Raw genomic sequence first — 22,951 nt, forward strand, 5'->3', positions numbered from 1 at the left:
CTTCATTTATATTTGTGCATAATATTAGATAAAATATGAATTTAGAAATATCTGTTAATTCTATTTTATTGAATATCGAATTAAGGGATAAAAAACTGTTTTCAACAAAAAAACAAAAAATGAATTCAAACTATTTTTCTGAAAAACATCAAAATTTAATGATTAAAATTGATCAATATGATTGGCAAAATCATGAATTTATAAAATCCCTAATTTTCGAATCTATAAAAATTCAGTTAAATAAAAAGGAACACCCGAAAATAGGTGAATCGAAAATTGGAGGTACTCCCGATTTTCCATCTGCAATGACATGGCCTATTTTTGAAGAGAAACCAATGATATTCTTTGCACAATTAAACTTATCGGAAATAGCTAATTTTCAAAGCAATGAGATTTTACCTAACCAAGGTATTCTTTATTTTTTCGGTTATTTTCCTGAGCCAGAAAACGAATATGGGGTTGAGTTTGATTATGAAAGACCTAAATCTAAATATAAAGTATTATTTTATGATGGAGATATCTCTACACTTCAAAGTGTGAAATTTCCAAAAGAATTACCATCTATTTATGAATTTAAAACTTCAAAAATAGATTTAGAAACATATTATGAAATTCCAATAGTTAATGAAATAGAATATCTAGTTGAAGATTTTGACGGACTCACAGAAAAAGATGAGGAATTATATGAAGAATATACAGATGAACATAATTGGAATCCAATAGAATATCAAATTTTAGGAACACCTCCTCCTGTTCAACATAGTGTGTTTGAAGAATGGGGAACAGTTTATGTAAAACAAGAAGAGTTAGATATTGATGAGAATGAGATTTCTAAGGATTTCGTCAACCTTTTGTCAATGCCAATTTTTGACGTCATTGGAGATTGTCATATTTATTTTGGAATTTTAAAAGACGATTTGTTAGCAAAAAGGTTTGATAAAACAGTATTTATTATACAAGGTTTATAGCAGAACTTAAAATTTTATAGAGGAAATCTGTACAAGGAAAATTAAGATCGGTGCAGAAAAAACCTCATAAAAACACCTATAATGTAATATGGGTTTAAGCTAAATCGAAAGATACCTGTATGTTTGGGAAGCCCACGAAATCAAGGACTTGGCATTTACAATAAGAATAAAATAAATACAAAGCACAGTGATTTGGCTATGTGATATACTGGGACTAGACAAAGAAAGTGAAGTCATAAATTATAGAACGATGAAATTTCAAAAATCTTTTGTAAAAAAAATAATTGTTTTTACTTATGCTTTTATTTTTTCTACCTCTCTGATTTATTCCCAAATAACATCTGATAAACAACAAATGAACAAAACAAATTATAAATATGGTGATATTATTGAATTAAATATCAATGAGGTTATCCCCATTGATGATTCTCTATCTCTTGAATTAACATATTTTACTCATAAACGACCACGTGTTGGAGGTTCAACAAAGGCAACAGCAACAGTAGTAGCCTCTAAAAATACGATATCTAAAGACATATATCTTTCTGTACGTGGAATTAATGGCAAATCTGAATATAAAGACGGACTTTCTAAGGCGGAACGTTTTCCTCCTGTAATATGGGAAGGGTATAAATTTCAATTGGTAGAAAGGTTTAAATCTAATTATGGAAAATCTATTAAAATTATTGTTCTTAAAAAGAAAAAATATTAATCAAGATACCAACTCATTAAATATGAAAATATTAATGAATATTTAGGGACTTGCTAAAAAGGTTTTAACCCTTGACTATAACAATACTTATGTTTTCAAAAAAAAAGTAGCCAACTTTTATATAAAGGCCCGCATAGATGCTTCTGTGGCAAAGGCAATAAAAGATATTGACCATTGGCAAAAGATTATTACCAAAATATTTGAGTCAAATCTTAGGAAGAATAATTACAGATTCTTTAAACATAAGGATTTAAGGTTGCAACGCGTGCTATAAAAGGTTGTAATTAGAGGTAAAAATCATTCGATTATAAAATGGAATTAATAATTTAGTTTTTTATACAAAACTATTATTCATGGAAGAACTCACCTTAACAACTCCGGCTCTATTATTTTCTGCAATATCTTTAATTATGTTAGCTTACACCAATAGGTTTTTGGCTTATGCGTCTATAATAAGGAACTTGCACAATAAGTATCAAAAGGAAAAGGATTCTGTTTTAATGGCTCAAATTAAAAATATAAGACACCGCTTATATTTAACGCGCTCTATGCAAATTTTTGGTATTACCAGTTTGCTATTTTGTGTGCTTACTATGTTCTTAATTTACATACAACTATATACTATTGCGGCTTGGGTATTTGGTTTAGCACTTATTTTATTAATCTTTTCTTTGGCTTTTTTAATTTGGGAAATTCAAATTTCAGTTAAAGCTTTAGAGCACCATATTAATGATATTGAGAATAGTTAAGCTGATTTTTGCTACGCTAACCCTCGTTCAATGTCATTAAGCTAATGAATTATCCAGGCCTGAAGATATTTCTTATATTTGGTTTGTGTGTATAAAAAGTAAATGGACTTTATTCCGTTTATCTGGAAATATTAAGAAATAAACACTGTAAAGTGCATTTATATGATTATTGTGCGTCACTAACAAGAAAACAAACGATTAATGGATTATCAAACATTTCAGCCTCATCCAGATTTAGAATCCCTAATTAGCTGTTATTGGACTTTAGAAGTTCCTGCTGATAATGATTCGCAAAAGCAGCGGATTGTTCCTGATGGCTGTATTGAGATGGCTTTTATTCTTGGTGATGATATAAAGCGATATATTTCGGAAGATGAATTTATCCTACAACCTCGAGCAATGATACTTGGACAAACTATTGAACCATTTTTTATCGAACCAACGGGTTATGTGAATACATTCGCAATCCGATTTTACCCATACGGATTTGCCAATTTCGTAACTGAACCAATTAAAAAATTGGCTAATAAAGAAACGCCATTAGCATCATTGTTTGAAGAAAAAATTGCTAAGGAACTAGAACAAAAAATAATCCGAGCAAAGGATGTCAAACAACGAATAGAAATTATAGAAGGATTTCTTCTAGAAAGGTTAAACGACAAATCAACTGTTGAAAATATTGTAAAAACGACCGTTAACGCCCTTTTATCTACAAACGGAAACGCACCGATAAAAACGATTCTTAAAGATGACTTGTCCAAAAGAAGACAGCTTGAGAGAAATTTTGAAAAACAAATTGGAATTAGTCCAAAACAATTAGGTAAAGTAATTCGACTACAAACCGCATTGAAAATGCTACTTAATAAAGAAGGAGAAAGCTTAACCAATATTGCTTATGAAAGTGAATATTATGACCAAGCTCACTTCATTAAAGACTTTAAGGAGTTTACAGGAACAAACCCGAAGGAGTTTTTAGGAAATGAAAATATGACTCTTTCTACTCTTTTCTACAAATAGATTGAGTGTCGCATTTTTACAATTTCAATCTTTAAGATTAATCTAATTTCGTATTATCAATTTAAACAGAGAAAATGAATAGAATTGTATTAAGCGCTACCATAATACTTGCTTTTAGCCTTATGGCTTGTAACAATCAAAATAAATCTAATCCAGAAGTACAAAAAGTAGATTCTAGTCAAGAGCAAAAAACTAATGATATGAAAAGTTTTATTTCCCTTTTTGAAATTCCAGCAACAGATATTTCGCGAGCAGTCAATTTTTATCAAACAATTTTGGGTATTAACATTGAGAAAATGGAAATGCCAGGAATGGAAATGGGAATATTTCCTTATGAAGGCCAAATGGTTACAGGAGTTATAATAAAAGGAGAAGGATACGAACCTTCAGCAAATGGTGTGGTCATATATCTTAATGGTGGAGATAACCTTCAATTTATTCTTGATAAAGTAGAGAAAAGTGGAGGAAAAGTCATTCTCCCAAAAACCGCTCACGCAGATGAAAGCGGATTTTTTGCTTTGTTTTTAGATACGGAAGGAAATAAGCTTGGTTTAAATTCTCCAAACTAAACGGAGGAAAAGCGAACGCCCCGTAGCCTTCGTTTGTAACAAGTGCTGTAAGATTGCCCTGTTTGTGCTAGGTTTTTATTATAAAATACATTTGTAAATTGTTGGGCATAATACTAACAAATGACTGAAAGTAATTTAATAAACCATATAAAAACTTATATAACCCTTTCAGAAGAAGAATTATCTGAGATCGTACTCTTTTTTGATTACCATTCCTATACTAAAAAAGAAATATTGCTTTTTGCTGAAAAAAAATGTGACAAGCTCTTTTTTGTTATAAAAGGGTGTTTGCAATTATACTTTATAGATGGTTTAGGGAACCAAAAAACCTCACAATTCGCTGTAGAAAATTGGTGGCTAACCGATTTTTTAGCATTTCAAAACCAAAATCAATCTAATTTCAATATTGAAACAGTTGAAGCCTCACAGGTTTTATCAATCTCGTTTTCAAAATATCAAGAGTTATTAGATAAATTCCCAAAAATGGAAAAATATTTTAGGACTATTTACGAAACGGCTTATGGCTCTGCATTAATGCGTTTAAAATATATAAATTCCTTTTCTAAAGAAGACATATTTTTTAGGTTTCGTGATAATTTTCCAGAATTTGTACAACGTGTACCTCAATATTTTTTAGCAAGCTTTCTTGGTTTAACTCCTGAATATTTAAGTGAAATTAAAAAAAGATAATTTTCTTAAACTAGCTTAATTTTTTTTACAATTCGTTTTACAACCTTTGTCATACAGATAAAGGGCTTCCCAATATTTTAGAATAATAATTAAACCAATAAAAAGAAAATAATAAGTGAACATGAAAAACCTGAAGATTATAACAACAATATTTTTTGCAATTATTTTTATTAGCTGTCATACCGAGAAATCAAAAACCAACCTCAAAATTGAAAATATTAATCAAGTAGAATTACAATCTGACACGCTAACAAAACATTTAAAACCGTTTAAACCTAAGTTACCAACAATAGGTCTTCTCATGTTTAATGGTGTTTTGCAAGGGGAGGTTATAGCAACATCAGACGTATTTGGAAAACCAACTAAAGATGGAAAACAAATTTTTAATGTAATAACCATAGCTCAAACAGAAAACCCAATCACAACCGAAGAAGGTATGCGATTTATTCCTGATTACACTTTTGAAAATTGCCCGAGATTAACAGCTTTATTTGTTCCTAGTGGCTATGATATGTATGCTCAGATCAATAACGCTCAAATGATAGATTTTATTAAAGAGAAGAATAAAGAAACTGATTATATAGTAAGTAATTGTGCTGGGGCGCAGCTTATTGGAAAGTCAGGAATTGCAAATGGGCATAAGATTGTTACCTATATTGGCGGAGGAAAGCAGTTGCAGGAGGATTACCCAAATTTAAAAGTTCAAAATGACAGTTTGGTAACCTTTGTTGAGGACGGAAAATTTAGTTCATCTAACGGAAATTTAACGAGTTACATTTCTGCACTCAATTTAGTGGAAAAAATGACTAGTACCGAACACAGGAAGTTTATTGAAAGCTATTTATATATAGACCGGCTTCAAAATTGGAAAGAGTAGGTATTATGACCAATAATGCATAAGAAACAATGGTTTTATCGATTAAATAAAATAAATTTTGTGAATTAAGAAGAATTAATTGAGTTAAAAAAACAAGTTAACTTAGAAATGAAATTCCCATTATAATGTTTACCTGATTTTGCTATAGGTAAATATATATTCGTTGTAATATTTATTTGTTGATAACCAAGAATATTAAGAGTAACATTATGAGAAATAAAAAATGCACTAGTTTTTGACTAGTGCATTTTTTATTATAAAGTATGATAGAAAGAATTAGTATCTATTCATTCATATGTTTTATTTCATGAATAAAGGTATCTAAATCTACACCGTTATTTACTAAGGTTAAAGCCTTGTCTATGATGTACTTTACATTAACAGCATGAAAACCCAGACCGACACCAATTTTTTTCAATAGTAAGTTTTCAGAATTCCCTTTAATCGTATCGACATGTACCATACGCACTAAATCGTATAAACGCTCTAAACGAATATCATAAGATACAGGTGGATTTATAGGGTGGGATTTATAATTCTTTAAAATAGTTTTATAATCTTCTTCACTAATATCTAGATTATGAGCTAAACGATCTAAAAACGCTTGTTCCTCATCTGTAATAATACCATCATCCATGGCAACACGTACAATGGCAGCGAAATGGTTCTCATTACGCTTTTTAAATCCACTATCAAATAAATTTGAAAACGACATATCTTATTCTTTTTGTTTTAAAGTCGTGCAAACCTACATATTTTTTATATAAAATGAAATGAAAATAGAATAAAGTAGGTTCTATTCTGCTCAATATTAACAAATAAAAATATGTAGAGAAAATATAAAAGGAGCAAGCCCGTTTTATACACAAAAAATTATGCTTTTAGTTTGTCTTAAGTTTTGATTGTAATGAACTATAAATAGGATCGAAAGACTATATTTTTTCATACTTCTAAATTTCATTTATATTTAACTTATAAAAAAACTGTAAATCCTATATTTGTAGTCTTAAAAGATAAATAAGGTGAGTAAAATCATGCTTGAACAAACCTACGAACAGACTTTGCAAATGCAAAATCTGCAAACTTCTGTTGCCCAATCTCAACAGGCAGAGGCCACACCACACAAATCTAAAATACATTTAAAAGGACTCGTGGGTTCTTCTTTTTCGTTTGTAATATCAAGTATTTTTAAGCAAGCCAATAAGCCCTTTTTAATTGTATTTAATGACAAAGAAGAAGCGGCATTTTATTTAAATGATTTAGAGCAGCTTTGTGGAGATAAAGATGTCCTGTTTTATCCGGGAAGCTATCGTAGACCTTACCAAATAGAAGAAACAGATAATGCTAATGTGCTGTTACGAGCAGAGGTTTTAAACCGAATAAATTCGCAAAAAAAACCAGCTATAATAGTTGCTTATCCTGATGCTCTTTTCGAAAAAGTAGTTACTAGAAAAGAGCTGGAGCGCAACACTTTAAAAGTATCGATTGGAGAAAAGTTATCTATAGACTTTGTAAATGAAGTGTTGTTCGAATATCAATTCAAACGTGTTGATTTTGTAACCGAACCAGGAGAGTTTTCAGTGCGTGGTGGTATTGTAGACGTATTTTCATTTTCACATGATGAGCCTTATAGAATTGAGTTTTTTGGAGATGAAGTAGATAGTATAAGAACTTTTGATGTAGAAACGCAACTTTCGGTAGAACAGATCAAGAAAATTAATATTATTCCTAATGTTGCTAATAAGTTTTTAGAAGAGAAAAGACAAAGCTTCTTGAAATATATAGCTCAAAAAACAGTGGTTTGTTTAAAGAATGCTGATGTATTCTTTTCGAGAATTGATAACTTTTACAGTAAAGCAGAAGAAGCTTTTAAAACGCTTTCAACAGATATTAAACATGCCGAACCAAACAAACTGTTTTGTAATTCAACCTTATTAAAAAAGCAATTATTAGACTTTTCAATTATTGAGTTTGGAACACAGCGTGTCTTTTGTGATTCTGAACATAGTGAAGAATCTCAAATTATTCAGCATAACACAACACCGCAACCTTCATTTAATAAACAATTCAATCTTTTAATAGAGGATTTAAACACCAATCACAACAAGGGCTTTACTAATTATATTGCTTGTGTAAGTGAGCAGCAAGCAAAACGTTTTAAAGACATTTTTAATGATGTTGAAGAAGAGGTTTCCTATGAAACTATTGTACTTTCTTTACATCAGGGCTTTATTGATCATGACAATAAAATAACATGTTATACAGACCATCAAATTTTTGAACGCTACCATAAGTTCCACCTTAAAAATGGTTATGCTAAAAAGCAAGCCATTACCTTAAAAGAACTTACAAATTTAGATATTGGTGATTATGTAACACACATCGATCATGGTATTGGTCGTTTTGGTGGATTGCAAAAAATAGATGTAGAAGGCAAAAAGCAAGAAGCCATAAAACTAGTTTATGGAGAGCGCGATGTGTTGTATTTAAGTATCCATTCACTTCACAAGATCACTAAATTTAATGGTAAAGACGGAAAACCACCTAAAATATATAAACTAGGTAGTACTGCTTGGAAAACTTTAAAACAGAAAACGAAAGCACGTGTAAAACATGTGGCTTTTAACTTAATAAAACTTTACGCAAAACGTAAAACAGAAAAAGGCTATCAATACAATCCAGATAGTTACATGCAACATGAATTGGAAGCTTCGTTTATTTATGAAGATACACCAGACCAAAGCACGGCAACTGCAGATATTAAAGCAGATATGGAGAGTGAGCGCCCCATGGATAGACTCGTTTGCGGTGATGTTGGTTTTGGAAAAACAGAAGTTGCTATTCGTGCGGCATTTAAAGCCGTTGATAACGGTAAACAAGTAGCAGTTTTAGTCCCTACCACTATTTTGGCATATCAACATTCCAGAACATTTAAAGAACGATTAAAAGATTTTCCTGTTACATTAGATTATGTAAATCGTTTTAGAACGGCCAAAGAAAAGCGCGAGACACTTGAAGGCTTAGAAAAAGGAAATGTAGATATTATTATAGGAACACATCAACTTGTAAATAAGAATGTAAAATTTAAAGACTTAGGCTTGTTGATTGTCGATGAAGAACAAAAATTTGGTGTAGCAGTAAAAGAAAAATTAAAAACCTTAAAAGATAATGTTGATGTTTTAACGTTAACAGCCACGCCAATACCTAGAACTCTTCAGTTTAGTTTAATGGCTGCACGGGATTTATCAGTTATTACCACGCCACCACCAAATCGCTACCCAATAGAAAGCCATGTTATTCGTTTTAATGAAGACGCGATTCGTGATGCTGTTAGTTATGAAATTGAACGAGGTGGACAAATATTTTTCATTCATAATCGCATTGAAAATATTAAAGAAGTTGCAGGCATGATTCAACGCTTAGTACCAGATGCTAAAATTGGTATAGGTCACGGGCAAATGGATGGAAAAAAATTAGAACAACTCATGTTGGCATTTATGGATGGCGCGTTCGATGTTTTAGTAAGCACAACTATTGTTGAAAGTGGACTTGATGTGCCCAATGCAAACACTATTTTTATTAATAATGCCAATAATTTTGGATTAAGTGATTTGCATCAAATGAGAGGTCGAGTAGGGAGAAGTAATAAAAAAGCATTTTGCTATTTTATTACACCAGAATATTCTGCTATGACTGATGATGCTCGAAAACGTATTACAGCCTTAGAACAATTTACAGAACTGGGGAGTGGTTTTAATATCGCAATGAAAGATTTAGAAATTCGTGGAGCTGGAGATTTATTAGGAGGAGAACAGAGTGGCTTTATAAATGAAATAGGCTTTGACACGTATCAAAAAATATTAAATGAAGCCATTGAAGAGCTTAAAGAAAATGAATTTAAAGATTTGTATAATGAAGCTGAAGAAGATAAAGTTTATGTAAAAGAGGTCACTATTGATACCGATTTTGAATTGCTTTTTCCAGATGATTACATAAATAATATTGCAGAGCGATTAAGTCTGTACACACAATTGAATAATTTAAAAACAGAAGAAGAATTAAGTACTTTTGAAACAGAATTATTAGATCGTTTTGGAGAATTACCAGAACAAGTGACCGATTTATTAAATAGTGTCCAAATTAAGTGGTTGGCTACTAAAATAGGTTTTGAGAAAGTTATAATGAAACAAGGAAAGTTTATTGGTTATTTTGTTAATGATCAGCAAAGCAGTTTCTATCAAAGTAGTAACTTTACAAAAGTCTTACAGTTTGTTCAAACGCATTCAAATGTTTGTAAAATGAAAGAAAAACAAACTCGAAACGGATTGCGTTTAATGCTTTCGTTTGATGATATAAAATCTGTAAAACAAGCATTAAAAGTATTAAAGCCTATTATGGCTTAATTATTGTTTTTATAAAAAAAACTCCTTGATGTAAAGAATCAAGGTTTCATTTGAAAATGTCATTCTCGCGCCTGTGCTGAACTTGCTTCAGTAAAAGCGGGAATCTAAAAATAGAGTATAATTTTGAACCGCTTATTATTTTTAACAGTTTTACTACCAAGTATCCTTATTGCTCAGCACACCATTAATGGCAAATTTTCACCAGCAAAAAATTATAATGTAGCATTGTTATATAAGGTAACGCCCACATTGTCTGAGTATATTACAAATTCTGCAATAAATGAGGATGGAAGTTTTCGATTTAAATTAGATTCTACTGTAACAAAAGGGATGTACAGGATTGTATATGCGGTGCCACAAGAAGATTATAATTTTGATGTTATCTATAACGGAAAAGAAGATATAGACCTTACTTTTAACTCTGAAACAGGTGTAACTTTCCAAAACTCAATTGAAAATAAATTATTGGCATCCTATACCGATAGTATGTCTATGGTTACTCAAAGCATTGGAAATTATTTTAGACAACAGAGTAAAGATACATTAGCCTTAAATGCTATTTTTAAAACTCAAGCAGAAACACAGTCCAGTTTTGAGGAAGTCGCAAAGAATACCATTGCACTTTCTTTTATTAAGGCAAATAAACCATACATTCCTAAAAAATTTAAAGATGTTAAAACGTATGTTGATAGTTTAAGAGAGCATTATTTCGATTTTGTAGATTTTAATAATAAAACACTTCAAAGTTCTGGTTTTTTAGAAGAACGCATGCTCAATTATGTGTTCGGAATGTCGTTCAATTCGATAGATGAAATAACAACGTATAAGAAAAATATTGATGTATTCTGTGAGGCTATGAAGAAGGCTCCAATAAAAGTTAAAAGAATTTTATTGACCGATTTATGGCAGCAAATGGCCGATTTAAATTTTGAAAGTGTTTCTAATTATATTGCAGAAACTTACTTAATGGATATTGCGGTTGAGTTAAATGATCAAGAACTTTTACATGGGTTAATATTGTTTAAAAATCTTTCCATAGGAAATATAACTCCCGATTTTTCTTTAGAAATACAGAAAGGGAAAAAGACAATTACTAAAAAAATAAGTGAGCTAAATACAGCAGAACGTTATATCATCGTATTTTGGAGTAGTGCTTGTTCTCATTGTTTAGATGAAGTTCCTCAATTACAAAGATATGTTCAATCTAAAGAAAAAGGAAAAATACAAGTTGTTGCAGTCGCTTTAGAAGAAGATACTCAGAACTGGAAAAGATTAATAATTAACTATCCAGAATTTATACATGTTTACGGAGCTGGTAAATGGGAAAATAAGATAGGTAACGATTATGGCGTTACTGCAACGCCTAGCTATTTTGTATTGGATAAAGACAAGCGTATCATTTCAAAACCAGATAACATTGAAGCTTTAAAAGCATTTTTTGAAAAAGAATAAATTATAGTGACTTCTCATTCCTGCATACTATGCCCAGTTTGTCATTCCTGCGAAGGCAGGAATCCACTAGATCTTCGGAGTTTAAAAGCAGATTTTTGTTTTTGAAGGAATAAGAATAAACTCAAAAATGATAAAAAGCATCTTCTAAATGCTCAATATTAAAACCTTTACCCGCTTTCACAATGGCAATAATATCAAAACGGACTTCAACATCTAAGCTATTTTCGTTTACATAATGATCAACAGCTTTTACTAACCGCTGAATTTGTTTTGGTTTCACAAAATCTTGAGGATTTCCAAAATCGGTTGTCGAGCGTGTTTTTACTTCAATAATGGCTAGTATATCTTTTTGTTGTGCAATAATATCAACCTCAGCCTTTTCAAAACGATAATTGCGTTCAAGAATATTATAACCGTTTTTTAATAAAAAATCGACTGCTAATTGTTCTCCCTTTTTCCCTAATTCGTTGTGTTTTGCCATAATGTTTTGATTTATTAAATAGGCTCAAAAACAAGAACTAGTTTATTAAAATCTGCTGCACTATTTATTACGGTTCTATAATCTTCATAATGCTCTGTTTCAATAATATTTTCTCGATAATGTTCATCTGCAGTTATAGTTAAAAGGTTGTCTTTTAATTCATAATAGGAATGAAATATGAGTATTTCTTTATTCTCTTTAGTAAATGAATTTTTTATATTAATATCGTCCAAATTGGCAACTTTATACCCTTCAGGAATTTTTATATTAATGGTTCTATAATAACTCCTAGTAAATTCATTTTCAAGAGGTAATATTCTTTCCTTTTCTTGATATAACTGCATTTGCTCTCCAATTAATTCACCTACTTTGAATAAATATTTTTTACCAGCTTTTTCTACTAATGCTTCTGTATTAAAATCGATTAAAAACTGTATCGGTTCTACACCAAATAATTCTGGGTCGGCGTTTCGCAATTCCTTATGGGTTATATTAATATCTTCATTTATTCTTTTTGCGAAACCTTCAATTAATTCGTCTCTTTTTTCCTCTTTTGCTAAATGCATGTAGGGTTGAAAATACATCGCATAATAACCCGACATAGAACGGTCTAATTTTACATTGCAGTTAGATATATTCTCTTTTTCAAAATCAATATCAACAATCATTTTATCAACAGTTTTTTCAGCTTTAATAGGATGTATGTATTTTATCTTACCAAGTCCAGAAACAAAATCACCTACTTTTACTTCTTTAATGAATAAGCCATAATTATCTGTTAAGTAAGCTGGAGGGAATCCGTACCTGGAACTTAAGTCGGTTGGGGATAAATACGATTTTGTTTTGTTAAAGTAGATTAAAAAATCGGTTAAGAAATTATTAGCTTCAAATTTTTTGTCAAACTTTAATTCCTGTCTGTCACTTGTAATTACAATTTGATGCTTAATATTTAAACTTTTAAAGAGTGCTGTGTATAATTTTAAAACCCCCGTTTCATTAGCAATTTTTTTAGTAATAACCTCATCTAGTTCTTTAAAATTATTACTACCATCTTTAGTAATGAAAACGTTAGCTTTAATGAAAAATTCAAGTTTTCTAATTAGTGCTTCTTCTTCTAAGTCGTGACCATTGGTGGCCTCTTTAATGAATTTCTTTAATAAACTTTGGGTTTTTCCATTTAGTTCTTCGTAGTAATATGAGTATATATTTTGAGCGACGTTACTATACGATGAGATATCGTTAGAGTTGTCGGCCGTATTTCTATCTAATTTATATACAATTGATTTTTTTGAAGCATTGTAAGCAGATAATTCTTCATCATTTAATGGCTCAATATTGTCCATTTTTGTTTGCCAGTGAAGTTTCTTTTTAGAGAGAGTGTCTCTTTCAATTTCTGGGAAGTCATTGTATGATTGAAAATCAAAAATCAGATTCTTAGGTGCATATAGATCAAATTCAACATTCTTCTTCTTATAATCTGTTTGAAAAGTTAGTCGGTTACCTTTATATCTGGGATATCTTTGAACTACATAATAATATTCAATGAAACTGCCTTTTTCAATACCTTCAAAGGCAAAAAACTTGTAGTTCTTGCCAGTCTCTTCATCTTGAGCAGTTAAAATTTTTGATTTATCTAACTCAACAATTTCTCCATCTTTTTTTATAACTCTTGCTTTATTAACTTTTAATTCTGAGTTAGAGGAATAGGGTAAGTATACTTTGTTATAAGCTTCTATTTTTTCATCTGAATTTAACCATAAAATACGATGTTCAAGAAAGTATTCAACAAGCCCATTTTCTTGAAAATAAAATTCGGTTAGTATTTTATCTTTTAAGGCAACAATAGGAGCGTCATTACCTTCTTCTATAGTGTAAGCAGGGTTTTCATCCCAAGAATAGTTTGTATAAAATAATTCTTCTTGAGAAAAAACTCCTTGAGTAACCAGTACAAAAGCGAAAATTAATTTAATTTTTAACATATGTCGTGAATTATGATTTTTTTAATACAATAACCTCTTTAAAGGCTTTTTCTGTTTTTTTTATGACAGCATTAACTTCTTTTTGCTGGTCCAGATTTAAACTAATAAAATCTAAACTATACGTATGATTATATGTTATGGTGTTGTTATTAACAGTATAATTTATAGTGCTTGAGAGGTAGTCGTTTGAAAAACTAACATTTTCCGGAACATAATCGATTGCATAACCTTCAGGAATATTTAAGGTTGTTGTGTAACTATAATAATTGGTGTGATCGTATTCAATATCGTGTTTTCTATCCTTTTTAGTTTTATAGGACGACAAATCTTTTATTAGATTTAAATTGACATAAATTTCGTCTCCTAACTTTTTTGCATAACTGTTAATCGTGAAATCATAATCTACGATTAAGTTTTTTTCATAATCATACTTGTTAGTTTCTGTAAAGGATTTTATTAGAAATTTATTGCTTCCTTTTTGTAATTCTGTATTGTAAAATGCTTTTATTTTCTCTTCGGTAGTGGCATCTTCCAGATAGTGAAAAGCATCCATCTTATTATATCCAGATATTTCTACTTTGGATTTTCCTATTAAATCTTCTCCAACAATATTAATAATTGAATTATCTATTACTGCATTGTTTTTTGCAGGTACAATGGGAACTTTTTTAATTATAAAATCAGATGCTCCATTTGCTATCAAAGCTTCTTTACCTTGAATAAAAGAAGTAGGATAATCAATTGATACATACCTTCCTGTAGCATCTAAAAAATAGGTGATGTCGTCTTTGTTAGTGTAGGATAGAATCATATGGTTGTCTACGATTGGGGTGGGTACATCTTTATAGTTGTACGGAATACTTCGTGTACCAATCCATGTAAGATCTCCTTTTAAACCAGCAATATCCAGCATCTTGTATAAAATGCTAGAATTATCTTTACAGTCACCGTATTTTTTTTGAAAGATATCGTTAGCTTGTCTTGGTATAAAACCTCCAAGAGCATATTCAAAAGCGATGTATTTTATGTTTTTTTGCGTCCAGTAATAAATTGCTTTAACTTTTTCAAGATCGTTGGGTTTGTCAGCAATTAGCTCTTCAACTAATTTTACAAGATTTTCGTCAACATCTTCTTTATTAATATCTTTTACTAAAGAATAGTACCAGGCATATAAATTTGAAACGCTTTTTGCTAAATCTGTGTTTATATTATTTGATTTGTATGAAGTTATAATTGGGACGATATGAGGGAGTATTTTTTTATACGTAGGCGTGTTGGATTCGTATTCGTACTCATCTATGTTTTTTAATTCCCATGTATAAATAGTTATATTTCTTTTTTCAATTTTTTTAAAATCTATATTTAAAGTGTCCGTATTGAATGCTTTAAAAGACATGTCGATGTTTTTATCGACTACAATCGTTACTTTATTATTTATGATTGGCGAAAAATCCCCAAAATAGAAGGGGCTTAAAAAACGTGGATTTTTAATATTTTCGGAATATTTTAAAACTGATTTAGACCCTTTTTTTAAGTTTGGAAAAATAAAATTTAATGATTTAGTATCGTCGTAAAATGAGTTGTCTATTTCATCTTTTTCTTTAAAATCTGTAACTTCAATTTCTTTATATTTCCCATCAGAAAACATAAAGGAAGAAGCTTCTACTTTATCTAATTCAAAAAATGAAGAAAATTTCAGGGATTTTTTAGAATTATAGTTTGCACTCTCATCTAAATATAAATCTTCTTCGATAAACTCTTGAGTTATATCAATTTTTCCTGCATCAAGTTTTATAGTAACTAACCTACTTTGATTTAGCTTTACAGATTTGGCATTAGGATATAATTTTTTATAAAGATTATACTCTTTTGATTCTTGTGAAAAAGCAGTAAACCCGATAGCGAATACTATAAGTAAGAATAGGCGCATTTTAATAAGTTTCTGATTTATAAATATCTCCATTAAAGTAAAATACTTTCTTTGTTAATTTACTATTTTGATTATAGTAATTGGCTTCACCTGTTTTTTTACCATTACGATAATTTATTTCCTCTTTTATGTTTCCGTTTTCATAATATTTTTTGGTTAACCCCTGTAAAATGCCCATTTGATATTGGCTTTCGATTCTTAGTTTTCCATTCGGGTAGTATTCGAGATCGGTACCATGATATTCATTATCGACAAAATGCATTGTATTTTCTAATTGCCCAGAATAATAGTATTCATTATAAATGTTAACCAGATCTCCATTTTTATATTCTAGTTCTCTAGCTACATTACCATTATCGAAGTAGCTTTTAATCTTTCCTGTTTCATTTTTTAAGGGAATCATTGGTAATTCGTTTGAGTCTTTGTCTAAGTAGCTATATCCGATAAGTGTTCCATAATCGTAAAAGCGGATTAGTTGTAGTTTTTCAGAATTATCGTAAAAAATTCTTTTCCCATGCACTACATCATTATTATATTCTGTAATTCGGGATTTTTTACCATTTTCATGATAAGTAATCCAAGAACCATTGGCTTTGTCATTTTTGTAAAATAAAGTAGCTTGAACACTACCATCTTCAAAATAGTCTACTCCCTCTCCGTTTAAACTCCCATTTTGGTAGTTTCTTGTACTCTTTATTTTTCCATTTTCATAATACCAGGTCCATTCCCCATCTTGAGAACCGTTAAGGTAATTGCCTTCTAAAGCTATATTTCCATAAAAATCATAGCCGATATATTTCCCGTGCTTTATACCATTTACATACTCCGTTTTCGAACTCGTTTTTTTGTTCTTATGTTTATATTCTATCGTAAAATTATTTTCTTCAGACTTATAGTTGATATTACCTAAAATATTACCCGTGTAATCATAATATACTTCAGATATAAGTTCTCCAAATTCATATTTACTAGTGTGTTCTAATTTGCCATCAACACTATAAAACTTTTGAGTACCATGTAGTTTATCTTTATGATAAAAATTAATAATTTTTAATGTGCCATCTACATAATATGAACGCCATTCCCCGAGTGCTAAACCATCTTTATTCCAACCTTGTCTATTAAGTTGCCCATTTTTATAATAATAAACATAATACCCAGATAAGGAGCCGTTATCATAATTGCTTTTAGATTCTATTTTTCCATTATTATAATAGTTGATATACTCACCATTTATTTCTCCGTCAGAATAGTTTCCTTTGCTAGTTAATACGGCATTTTTTGAGAAAAATTCCCAGAGTCCTTCTTTCCCTCCTTTTATATCATAAAGCCCTTTTGATAGTATATTCCCGTTAGGGTGATGCCCAGTAAACTGAAATTCACCTCCTTTTTTTCTGCCCTCACTTAGTATATTTCCTTGCTTATCATAATATCTAAATTCAATAATTTCCCCCTTTCTGTATAAATAATCATAGTAAAGTTTACCATCAGTATCAAAATATTTATATTCACCATCTATATACCCCTTATCATAAATGAAATCAGACTGTAATGTGCCGTCTCTGTAGAAGGTTTTCCATGGTCCATTGTAGAAATTATCTAAACTTTGTCCAATTTCGTATGTTTTTCCATTTGAGTAATAGCTTTGATAATTTCCATTAAACTCTCCATTTTTGTAATTGATTTCTGAAGATATTTTTTTATTAAAAAAGTATTTTTTTTCAACACCTTCTCTTTTGCCATTTGTAAAAGACATTTCTGCATAAATATTACCATTTGCATGATATTCTAGAGCTAAGTTGTCAATCAATCCATTTTTATAAGGAATGTAGAATTCAATTAAATCCTCTCCAACAGGGAAGAATGATTTATATAACCCATCCAGTTCTCCATTTTTATAATATTTTTTTTGAATGAGAGCCCCTTTATCATTATAGTATTTATACTCTCCGTTTAATTTACCCTTTGAGTAATTAGCTACTATATAAGGTTTGCCATTTTTGTGATATTGAAAGTTTTCACCGTTCAATACACCATTTTCATAGACTGCAGTTTCTTTTATTTTCCCATTTAGATATAGCCATGTCCATTTACCTATTTCTTCTCCTTTTTCGTTGTACTCGCCATAAGAACTTAGTTGTCCATTTTTATTATAAAACTGCCAATTACCTATTGAAATATTATCCTTCATTTCCCCAATAGCTTCAGTGTAGCCGTTATAGTAATTGTAAACTACGTCTTGTTTTTTATTATCAAAGATAGTTTTGTTATCTTTTAAAATATCTTGCCATTTATCGTAGAATAATTCTATAAACGAAACAATTTCTTTTTCTTTTTGCTTAATGATTTTTGTGTATTTTTCATTTTGAATTGAGTAAGAAAGTGTGTAAGTGAAATTATCGAATAAGTTATTCTCTTGAATCCATTTAAATAATGGTACATATTTTTGATCCCAGAACCCATTATTACCCTCAAAATCTTCAAGTTGAGATAGCAGGGCATGATTTTGTTTTGTCAGCGATATGTTAATTTTATTTCCAGTTTCGTAATTTTTATTTAGTGCAATTTTATTACTTAAAATTAAGTCGATATCTTCAAAAGCTTTATCGTCTTCAGAAATTTGTATATCTGGATTTGCTTCATTTTCGTTTTTTTCAGCAACTAAGTTGTTTAGAGATTTTAGCGTGTTAAATGCTCCTTCTTTATCAAAACTTAAAAGTAAATACATATTGTAACACATTAAGGCTTGAGAAAAAAGTGCTTGCTTATAGCATAAATTACCCAATTGAAGGTGAGGTTTTGAGTATGTTGGCTTAAATAATATAGCATTTTGATAAGCTTCAATCGCTTCTTCAATTCTATTTAGTTTTTCTAAAGCAGCAGCTTTATTGTGCCACAATAAGTAGTATTTTGGAAAAGTTTTTAATCCTTCATTATAAATCTTTAATGCTTCTTCATATTTATCCAAATAGGCATGTGCTAAACCTTTGTTAATGTAAAATGATAGGTTAGAGTCGTAGCAGTTTAAACCAATACCTTCATCGGTAACAGCTATAGCCTTTTCATATTTTTCTGAATTAAGTAAGTAATACGATTTTGAAACTAAGACACTACAATACGTTGAGTCATTCTTGTTTATTTGATTTAAAAACTCAATTATTTTTTCATTATCGTCAGCTTCGGATACTTGTTTATAAATGTCATCGTAATCTATAAAAGGAATTTTTTCTTGAGCTAGAATTGTAAATGAAACTAGAAAATAGAGGGCAAAAATTAATGATTTTTTCATTAGTATGATTTGATAAATAAAACGAGGGAAAAAAATTACTCTTTTTTATTGACTTTTAAGCCAAAAAAAGAGTTTTCTTGTTTAACTACAGCATTATAATGTGGAATGGAATAACTCCAGATATGATGCATGCGAATTTTCATTTTAACTTTATTTATTTCTTCTCGAGCTAAATCTTTTAGAGGTTTATTAAATTTTAATTTTGAGTGTTCTTCTCTTACTTCTTCATAGGTTGAATTAATTATAGCATTCATTTTTAAAAAAGTACCGTAAGTTGATTCTAAGTCATAGAGGCTAAATAGCACATCGTTATTTTTAATCCATGGCTTTATAAGCGTTTTTAAATCTGAAGGATTGATGATTTTATCGTTGTGATAGATTTTATCTTTTTTTAAGAAAATGATATTTGACTCTAAATGCGAATTATTAAAAAGTGGATGATTTGAAGGTGGAGGTGGTGGATAAGTTTTATAAGAATTAGGGGAATAGATACTGTGAACAAAATTAGAAGATATTCTTTTATTTAATCTTTGATAGTTATAATAAAAACCAAGGGAGTCACTAAATTTTAAATCAATATTATTCACGAAACTTATCTTGAGTTGGTTGACTAAGGATAGTTTATAGAAAATATCCTCTACATATTTCATTGGTGTCATTTTATCAATAAATAAAACATTTGTAGGGAATGGCTTGTTCCTCATGCCACCAACCCCGCCACATCTAGGGACTATAAAAGGAATTAATTCTTCCATTTCTGCTAATCTATCGTTTAATTGCAGACTAAATTCCTTATTGTCAAGTCTTTTACCATAATAGATATAGCTCCTTAAGTATTCTTCGCTTATTGAGATAGGAGTAGTTAGATTATGGATTTGGGGTAAATTTATTCTTAAGAGTGGTTTATGCCAATATAAAGTGTCATAACAGTTTTTTATAAAATATATGGAATCATTTAAAATTAGAGTGTCTTTTTCGGCTAATGCTTCGATGGTTATATTATTGAATTTAAATTTTCCTTTTTCAATTTTTAGTGAATATTTATTCCAAAAGTCAAAATAAGTGTAATTGAATTTTATTGAATCGTTTTCAATAACAATACTTTTGGTTTCATTATGATAATAACTAGGTTTTAAATAACTATTGGACCATTTTCCTTGATATTTTTCTTTATCATCGCATGAAAGAAAACAAAAGAGTAAAACAAAAAAGAAGATTATGTTTTTCATAATGGCTAATATTCAAGGTATTTAGCTACAATAAAGATACCAAACTATTACCTAAGCAAAAAGAAGTATCCTGTCATCCAGAAGGAGGAACGACTGAAGAATCTTATTAAATACAATTATCAAGAAATTTTTCACTTCAATCTTCTTTTGAAATAAAAACATAAGAGATCCTTCGCTTCGCTCTGGATGACATTACCCCCTAAACAAAAAGAAGTCATCTTTCATATGTTCAATTTTAGAATCTTCGTTGGTAATTATATAATCAATAGCTTGAGAAGTGAAATCGGTTCCTTTTTCCGTTAATGATACAATATGATTATCAATCACAATCATATTGTTTTTAAGTGCCAATTCTAAAACCGTTTTACTCCGCACTTTTTGCCAATTAATATGCTCATTAAGATGATTAACATGACGTTCCTCTTCTTCGTTATGATTTCTTAAATGCAGTAAAAAAGTAAGTAAAGAAACTTCTGTGCGCTGCTGTTTTTCCCTGTAAAGAACCGCAATGACACCTTTGTTGGGAGCAAATAAATAAACCATTAAAAAGAGGATTCCTAACATGGTCGTAATAGAGCCAGCAATAGAAGCATCCAACCAATGCGCTAACCAATAACCGGAAATAGCACTAAATACACCAAAACAAATAGCATAAACAAGCATACGCTTTAAATTGGTGGTAAGCAAATAAGCAGTAGCAGCAGGTGCAATCATTAGAGCGACTACTAAGATGGCTCCAACTGCATCAAAAGCTCCTACAGTCGTAACCGAAGAAACAGTCATAAGTCCGTAATGAATTACAGCAGGCGAAAACCCTAAGGAGGCTGCCAATCCAGCATCAAAAGTACTTATTTTGAGTTCTTTAAAGAATGCAAAAAGTAACCCAATGGTAATTAATAAAATGCAACCAATAACCCATAGCGATTTTGGACCAACGTCTACACCAGCAATTAATAACCTGTCAAAAGGTGTAAAGGCTAGTTCACCTAATAAAACCGCATCCACATCCAAATGAACATCGTTGGCATTTTTAGCAATTAAAATAACACCGATACTGAACAATATAGGGAACACTAATCCAATAGCAGTATCTTCTTTTACCAAGCCTGTTTTTTGAATGTACTCAACTAAAACAACCGTAATAATTCCTGTTATTGCTGCTAAAAGAATTAATAAAGGAGAGTTTAAATCTTGAGTGATAAAAAAACCAATAACAATACCAGGTAAGATAGAATGACTAATGGCGTCACTGATCATGGCCATTTTTCGAAGCACTAAAAATGTTCCAGGTATCGCACAAGCAATAGCAACTAAACTGGCAATAAGTTGTATTTCTATTTGGGCGCTACTCATTATTTTCAGTTTGTTGATTATATAAATTTGAAGCCGTTTTAAAACCTTCTGTTGTTAAACTCCACATACTGCCTTCAAGTTTCACGTAATTTTTTCGAACTAATTTTTGAAGCGTTCCTTTTGTAAATCCTTGAAAATTATTCAAAATCTTAATGGCGTGGGGGTGTGAAATGTTTTCATGCGTTTCAGCAATGTGATACATAAACGACAATGTTTTATGAAGCTGTAAATCACGACGGTTTTTAATGAATCGTATTTGTTTAAAAAGTAATCCCCGACTTGGTGAAAATATAAAGGAGATTAGAACGAATACGCCGGCAACGATAACGATTACTGGTCCTGTTGATAGATTGTTTTGACTGGCACTGATTGCTGTTCCAAAAACACCAGAAAAGGCCCCAAAGGTAGCTGCCAGGAACACCATAATTCCAAGGCTATTAGTCCATTGTCGAGCAGCAGCAGCAGGTGCTAATAGCATAGCACTCATAAGTACAACTCCAACTGTTTGTAGACCTAACACAATCGCTAATACAATAAATGTAGTAATTAAAATATCTATAAATTTCGTGTTAAAACCTAGTGTTTTTGTGTAATCAGCATCAAAAAGAAGGATTTTAAATTCTTTCCAAAAAAGTAATAAAACTAAAAGACAAGCACCCGTTACAATACTCATAAGCCAAACATCACTTTCTACTAGAGTAGCTGCTTGTCCGAACAAATATTTATCCAATCCAGCTTGATTAGCATTGGGCTGTTTTTGAATGAAGGTCAAAAGAAGCATCCCGAAACCAAAAAAGAGAGACAGAATAAGTCCTAAAGCAGTATCTGATTTTAAATGTGTTTTGCTAATAATGCCACGAATCCAAAAAGTACCGATAAGTCCACTTACTAAAGCGCCCAATAGTAAAATATTACTGTCTTTTGCTCCAGTAATTAAAAAAGCAATGGCAATTCCTGGAAGTGCTGCATGTGATATGGCATCACCCAATAAACTTTGTTTTCGTAATACAGCAAAACTTCCTAGCATCCCCGTTACTGCTCCTAGAATAGCAGTACCCAGTGTAATGGTTCTTAAGGTATAGTCTGTGAAGACAAGCTTTATGTATTCGGTAATATCCATTTAAAATTTTTTATAAGACGTGTTGAACATAGTTAAAGGATCTTATTTGAGATTCTTCACTTCGTTCAGAATGACAGGTCATTTTATTTTATGTTTATCATTTTTATTCATGTTGAGTAAGTACTGTTTACTG

General features: G+C 30.4%; 17 protein-coding genes. 9 read left to right on the forward strand and 8 right to left on the reverse strand.

Annotation, left to right across the window (positions count from 1 at the left end):
• Window positions 1–119 precede the first annotated feature (119 nt).
• The 7 genes from Q4Q39_RS11835 to Q4Q39_RS11865 all read left to right on the forward strand — a co-directional run bounded on the left by Q4Q39_RS11835 (window position 120) and on the right by Q4Q39_RS11865 (window position 5,582).
• Window positions 120–968, forward strand: coding sequence for a DUF1963 domain-containing protein (locus Q4Q39_RS11835; RefSeq protein WP_303282702.1), 849 nt, complete (start codon window positions 120–122; stop codon window positions 966–968).
• Window positions 969–1,323: 355 nt separating this feature from the next.
• Window positions 1,324–1,680 (forward strand): hypothetical protein, encoded by a 357-nt coding sequence (locus Q4Q39_RS11840; protein ID WP_303282703.1) that lies wholly within the window; start codon window positions 1,324–1,326, stop codon window positions 1,678–1,680.
• Between the two features lie 353 nt (window positions 1,681–2,033).
• Window positions 2,034–2,429, forward strand: a complete 396-nt coding sequence (locus Q4Q39_RS11845) for a DUF2721 domain-containing protein (RefSeq protein WP_303282704.1) — start codon at window positions 2,034–2,036, stop codon at window positions 2,427–2,429.
• Window positions 2,430–2,630: 201 nt separating this feature from the next.
• The gene (locus tag Q4Q39_RS11850) at window positions 2,631–3,446 is read left to right on the forward strand and encodes an AraC family transcriptional regulator (protein ID WP_303282705.1); all 816 of its coding nucleotides are present in this window, start codon (window positions 2,631–2,633) and stop codon (window positions 3,444–3,446) included.
• Between the two features lie 74 nt (window positions 3,447–3,520).
• Window positions 3,521–4,015 carry a VOC family protein gene (locus tag Q4Q39_RS11855; protein ID WP_303282706.1) on the forward strand — a complete coding sequence of 165 codons (495 nt, stop codon included), beginning with the start codon at window positions 3,521–3,523 and terminating at the stop codon, window positions 4,013–4,015.
• Between the two features lie 120 nt (window positions 4,016–4,135).
• Window positions 4,136–4,705, forward strand: a complete 570-nt coding sequence (locus Q4Q39_RS11860; RefSeq protein WP_303282707.1) for a Crp/Fnr family transcriptional regulator — start codon at window positions 4,136–4,138, stop codon at window positions 4,703–4,705.
• Window positions 4,706–4,826: 121 nt separating this feature from the next.
• A complete protein-coding gene (locus Q4Q39_RS11865; protein ID WP_303282708.1) occupies window positions 4,827–5,582 on the forward strand; it encodes a DJ-1/PfpI family protein in 756 nt (251 codons plus the stop codon).
• Window positions 5,583–5,865: 283 nt separating this feature from the next.
• Here Q4Q39_RS11865 and Q4Q39_RS11870 read toward each other — a convergent pair whose 3' ends face one another.
• Window positions 5,866–6,297, reverse strand: a complete 432-nt coding sequence (locus tag Q4Q39_RS11870) for a tellurite resistance TerB family protein (RefSeq protein ID WP_303282709.1) — start codon at window positions 6,295–6,297, stop codon at window positions 5,866–5,868.
• 319 nt (window positions 6,298–6,616) lie between these two features.
• Between Q4Q39_RS11870 and mfd the strand changes: the two genes are divergently transcribed.
• Entirely contained in the window at window positions 6,617–9,985 is a 3,369-nt protein-coding gene (gene mfd / locus Q4Q39_RS11875; RefSeq protein WP_425555590.1) for a transcription-repair coupling factor, read from the forward strand.
• A 123-nt stretch (window positions 9,986–10,108) separates the two neighbouring features.
• A complete protein-coding gene (locus tag Q4Q39_RS11880) occupies window positions 10,109–11,437 on the forward strand; it encodes a TlpA disulfide reductase family protein (RefSeq protein WP_303282711.1) in 1,329 nt (442 codons plus the stop codon).
• A 121-nt stretch (window positions 11,438–11,558) separates the two neighbouring features.
• Here Q4Q39_RS11880 and Q4Q39_RS11885 read toward each other — a convergent pair whose 3' ends face one another.
• The 7 genes from Q4Q39_RS11885 to Q4Q39_RS11915 form a co-directional block, all read right to left on the reverse strand.
• Window positions 11,559–11,918, reverse strand: a complete 360-nt coding sequence (locus tag Q4Q39_RS11885) for a YraN family protein (RefSeq protein WP_303282712.1) — start codon at window positions 11,916–11,918, stop codon at window positions 11,559–11,561.
• Window positions 11,919–11,932: 14 nt separating this feature from the next.
• A complete protein-coding gene (locus Q4Q39_RS11890) occupies window positions 11,933–13,897 on the reverse strand; it encodes a DUF3857 domain-containing protein (protein WP_303282713.1) in 1,965 nt (654 codons plus the stop codon).
• Between the two features lie 10 nt (window positions 13,898–13,907).
• The gene (locus tag Q4Q39_RS11895) at window positions 13,908–15,827 is read right to left on the reverse strand and encodes a DUF3857 domain-containing protein (protein WP_303282714.1); all 1,920 of its coding nucleotides are present in this window, start codon (window positions 15,825–15,827) and stop codon (window positions 13,908–13,910) included.
• A 1-nt stretch (window position 15,828) separates the two neighbouring features.
• The gene (locus tag Q4Q39_RS11900; RefSeq protein WP_303282715.1) at window positions 15,829–19,116 is read right to left on the reverse strand and encodes a hypothetical protein; all 3,288 of its coding nucleotides are present in this window, start codon (window positions 19,114–19,116) and stop codon (window positions 15,829–15,831) included.
• A 35-nt stretch (window positions 19,117–19,151) separates the two neighbouring features.
• Entirely contained in the window at window positions 19,152–20,345 is a 1,194-nt protein-coding gene (locus Q4Q39_RS11905; RefSeq protein ID WP_303282716.1) for a hypothetical protein, read from the reverse strand.
• A 192-nt stretch (window positions 20,346–20,537) separates the two neighbouring features.
• Window positions 20,538–21,698 (reverse strand): metal ABC transporter permease, encoded by a 1,161-nt coding sequence (locus Q4Q39_RS11910; protein WP_303282717.1) that lies wholly within the window; start codon window positions 21,696–21,698, stop codon window positions 20,538–20,540.
• On the reverse strand, window positions 21,691–22,818 hold the full coding sequence (locus tag Q4Q39_RS11915) for a metal ABC transporter permease (protein ID WP_303282718.1): 1,128 nt from the start codon (window positions 22,816–22,818) through the stop codon (window positions 21,691–21,693). The genes Q4Q39_RS11910 and Q4Q39_RS11915 overlap by 8 nt, the downstream gene beginning before the upstream one ends.
• Window positions 22,819–22,951: the final 133 nt, after the last annotated feature.

Source organism: Flavivirga amylovorans (assembly GCF_030540875.1).
GTDB lineage: Bacteria > Bacteroidota > Bacteroidia > Flavobacteriales > Flavobacteriaceae > Flavivirga > Flavivirga amylovorans.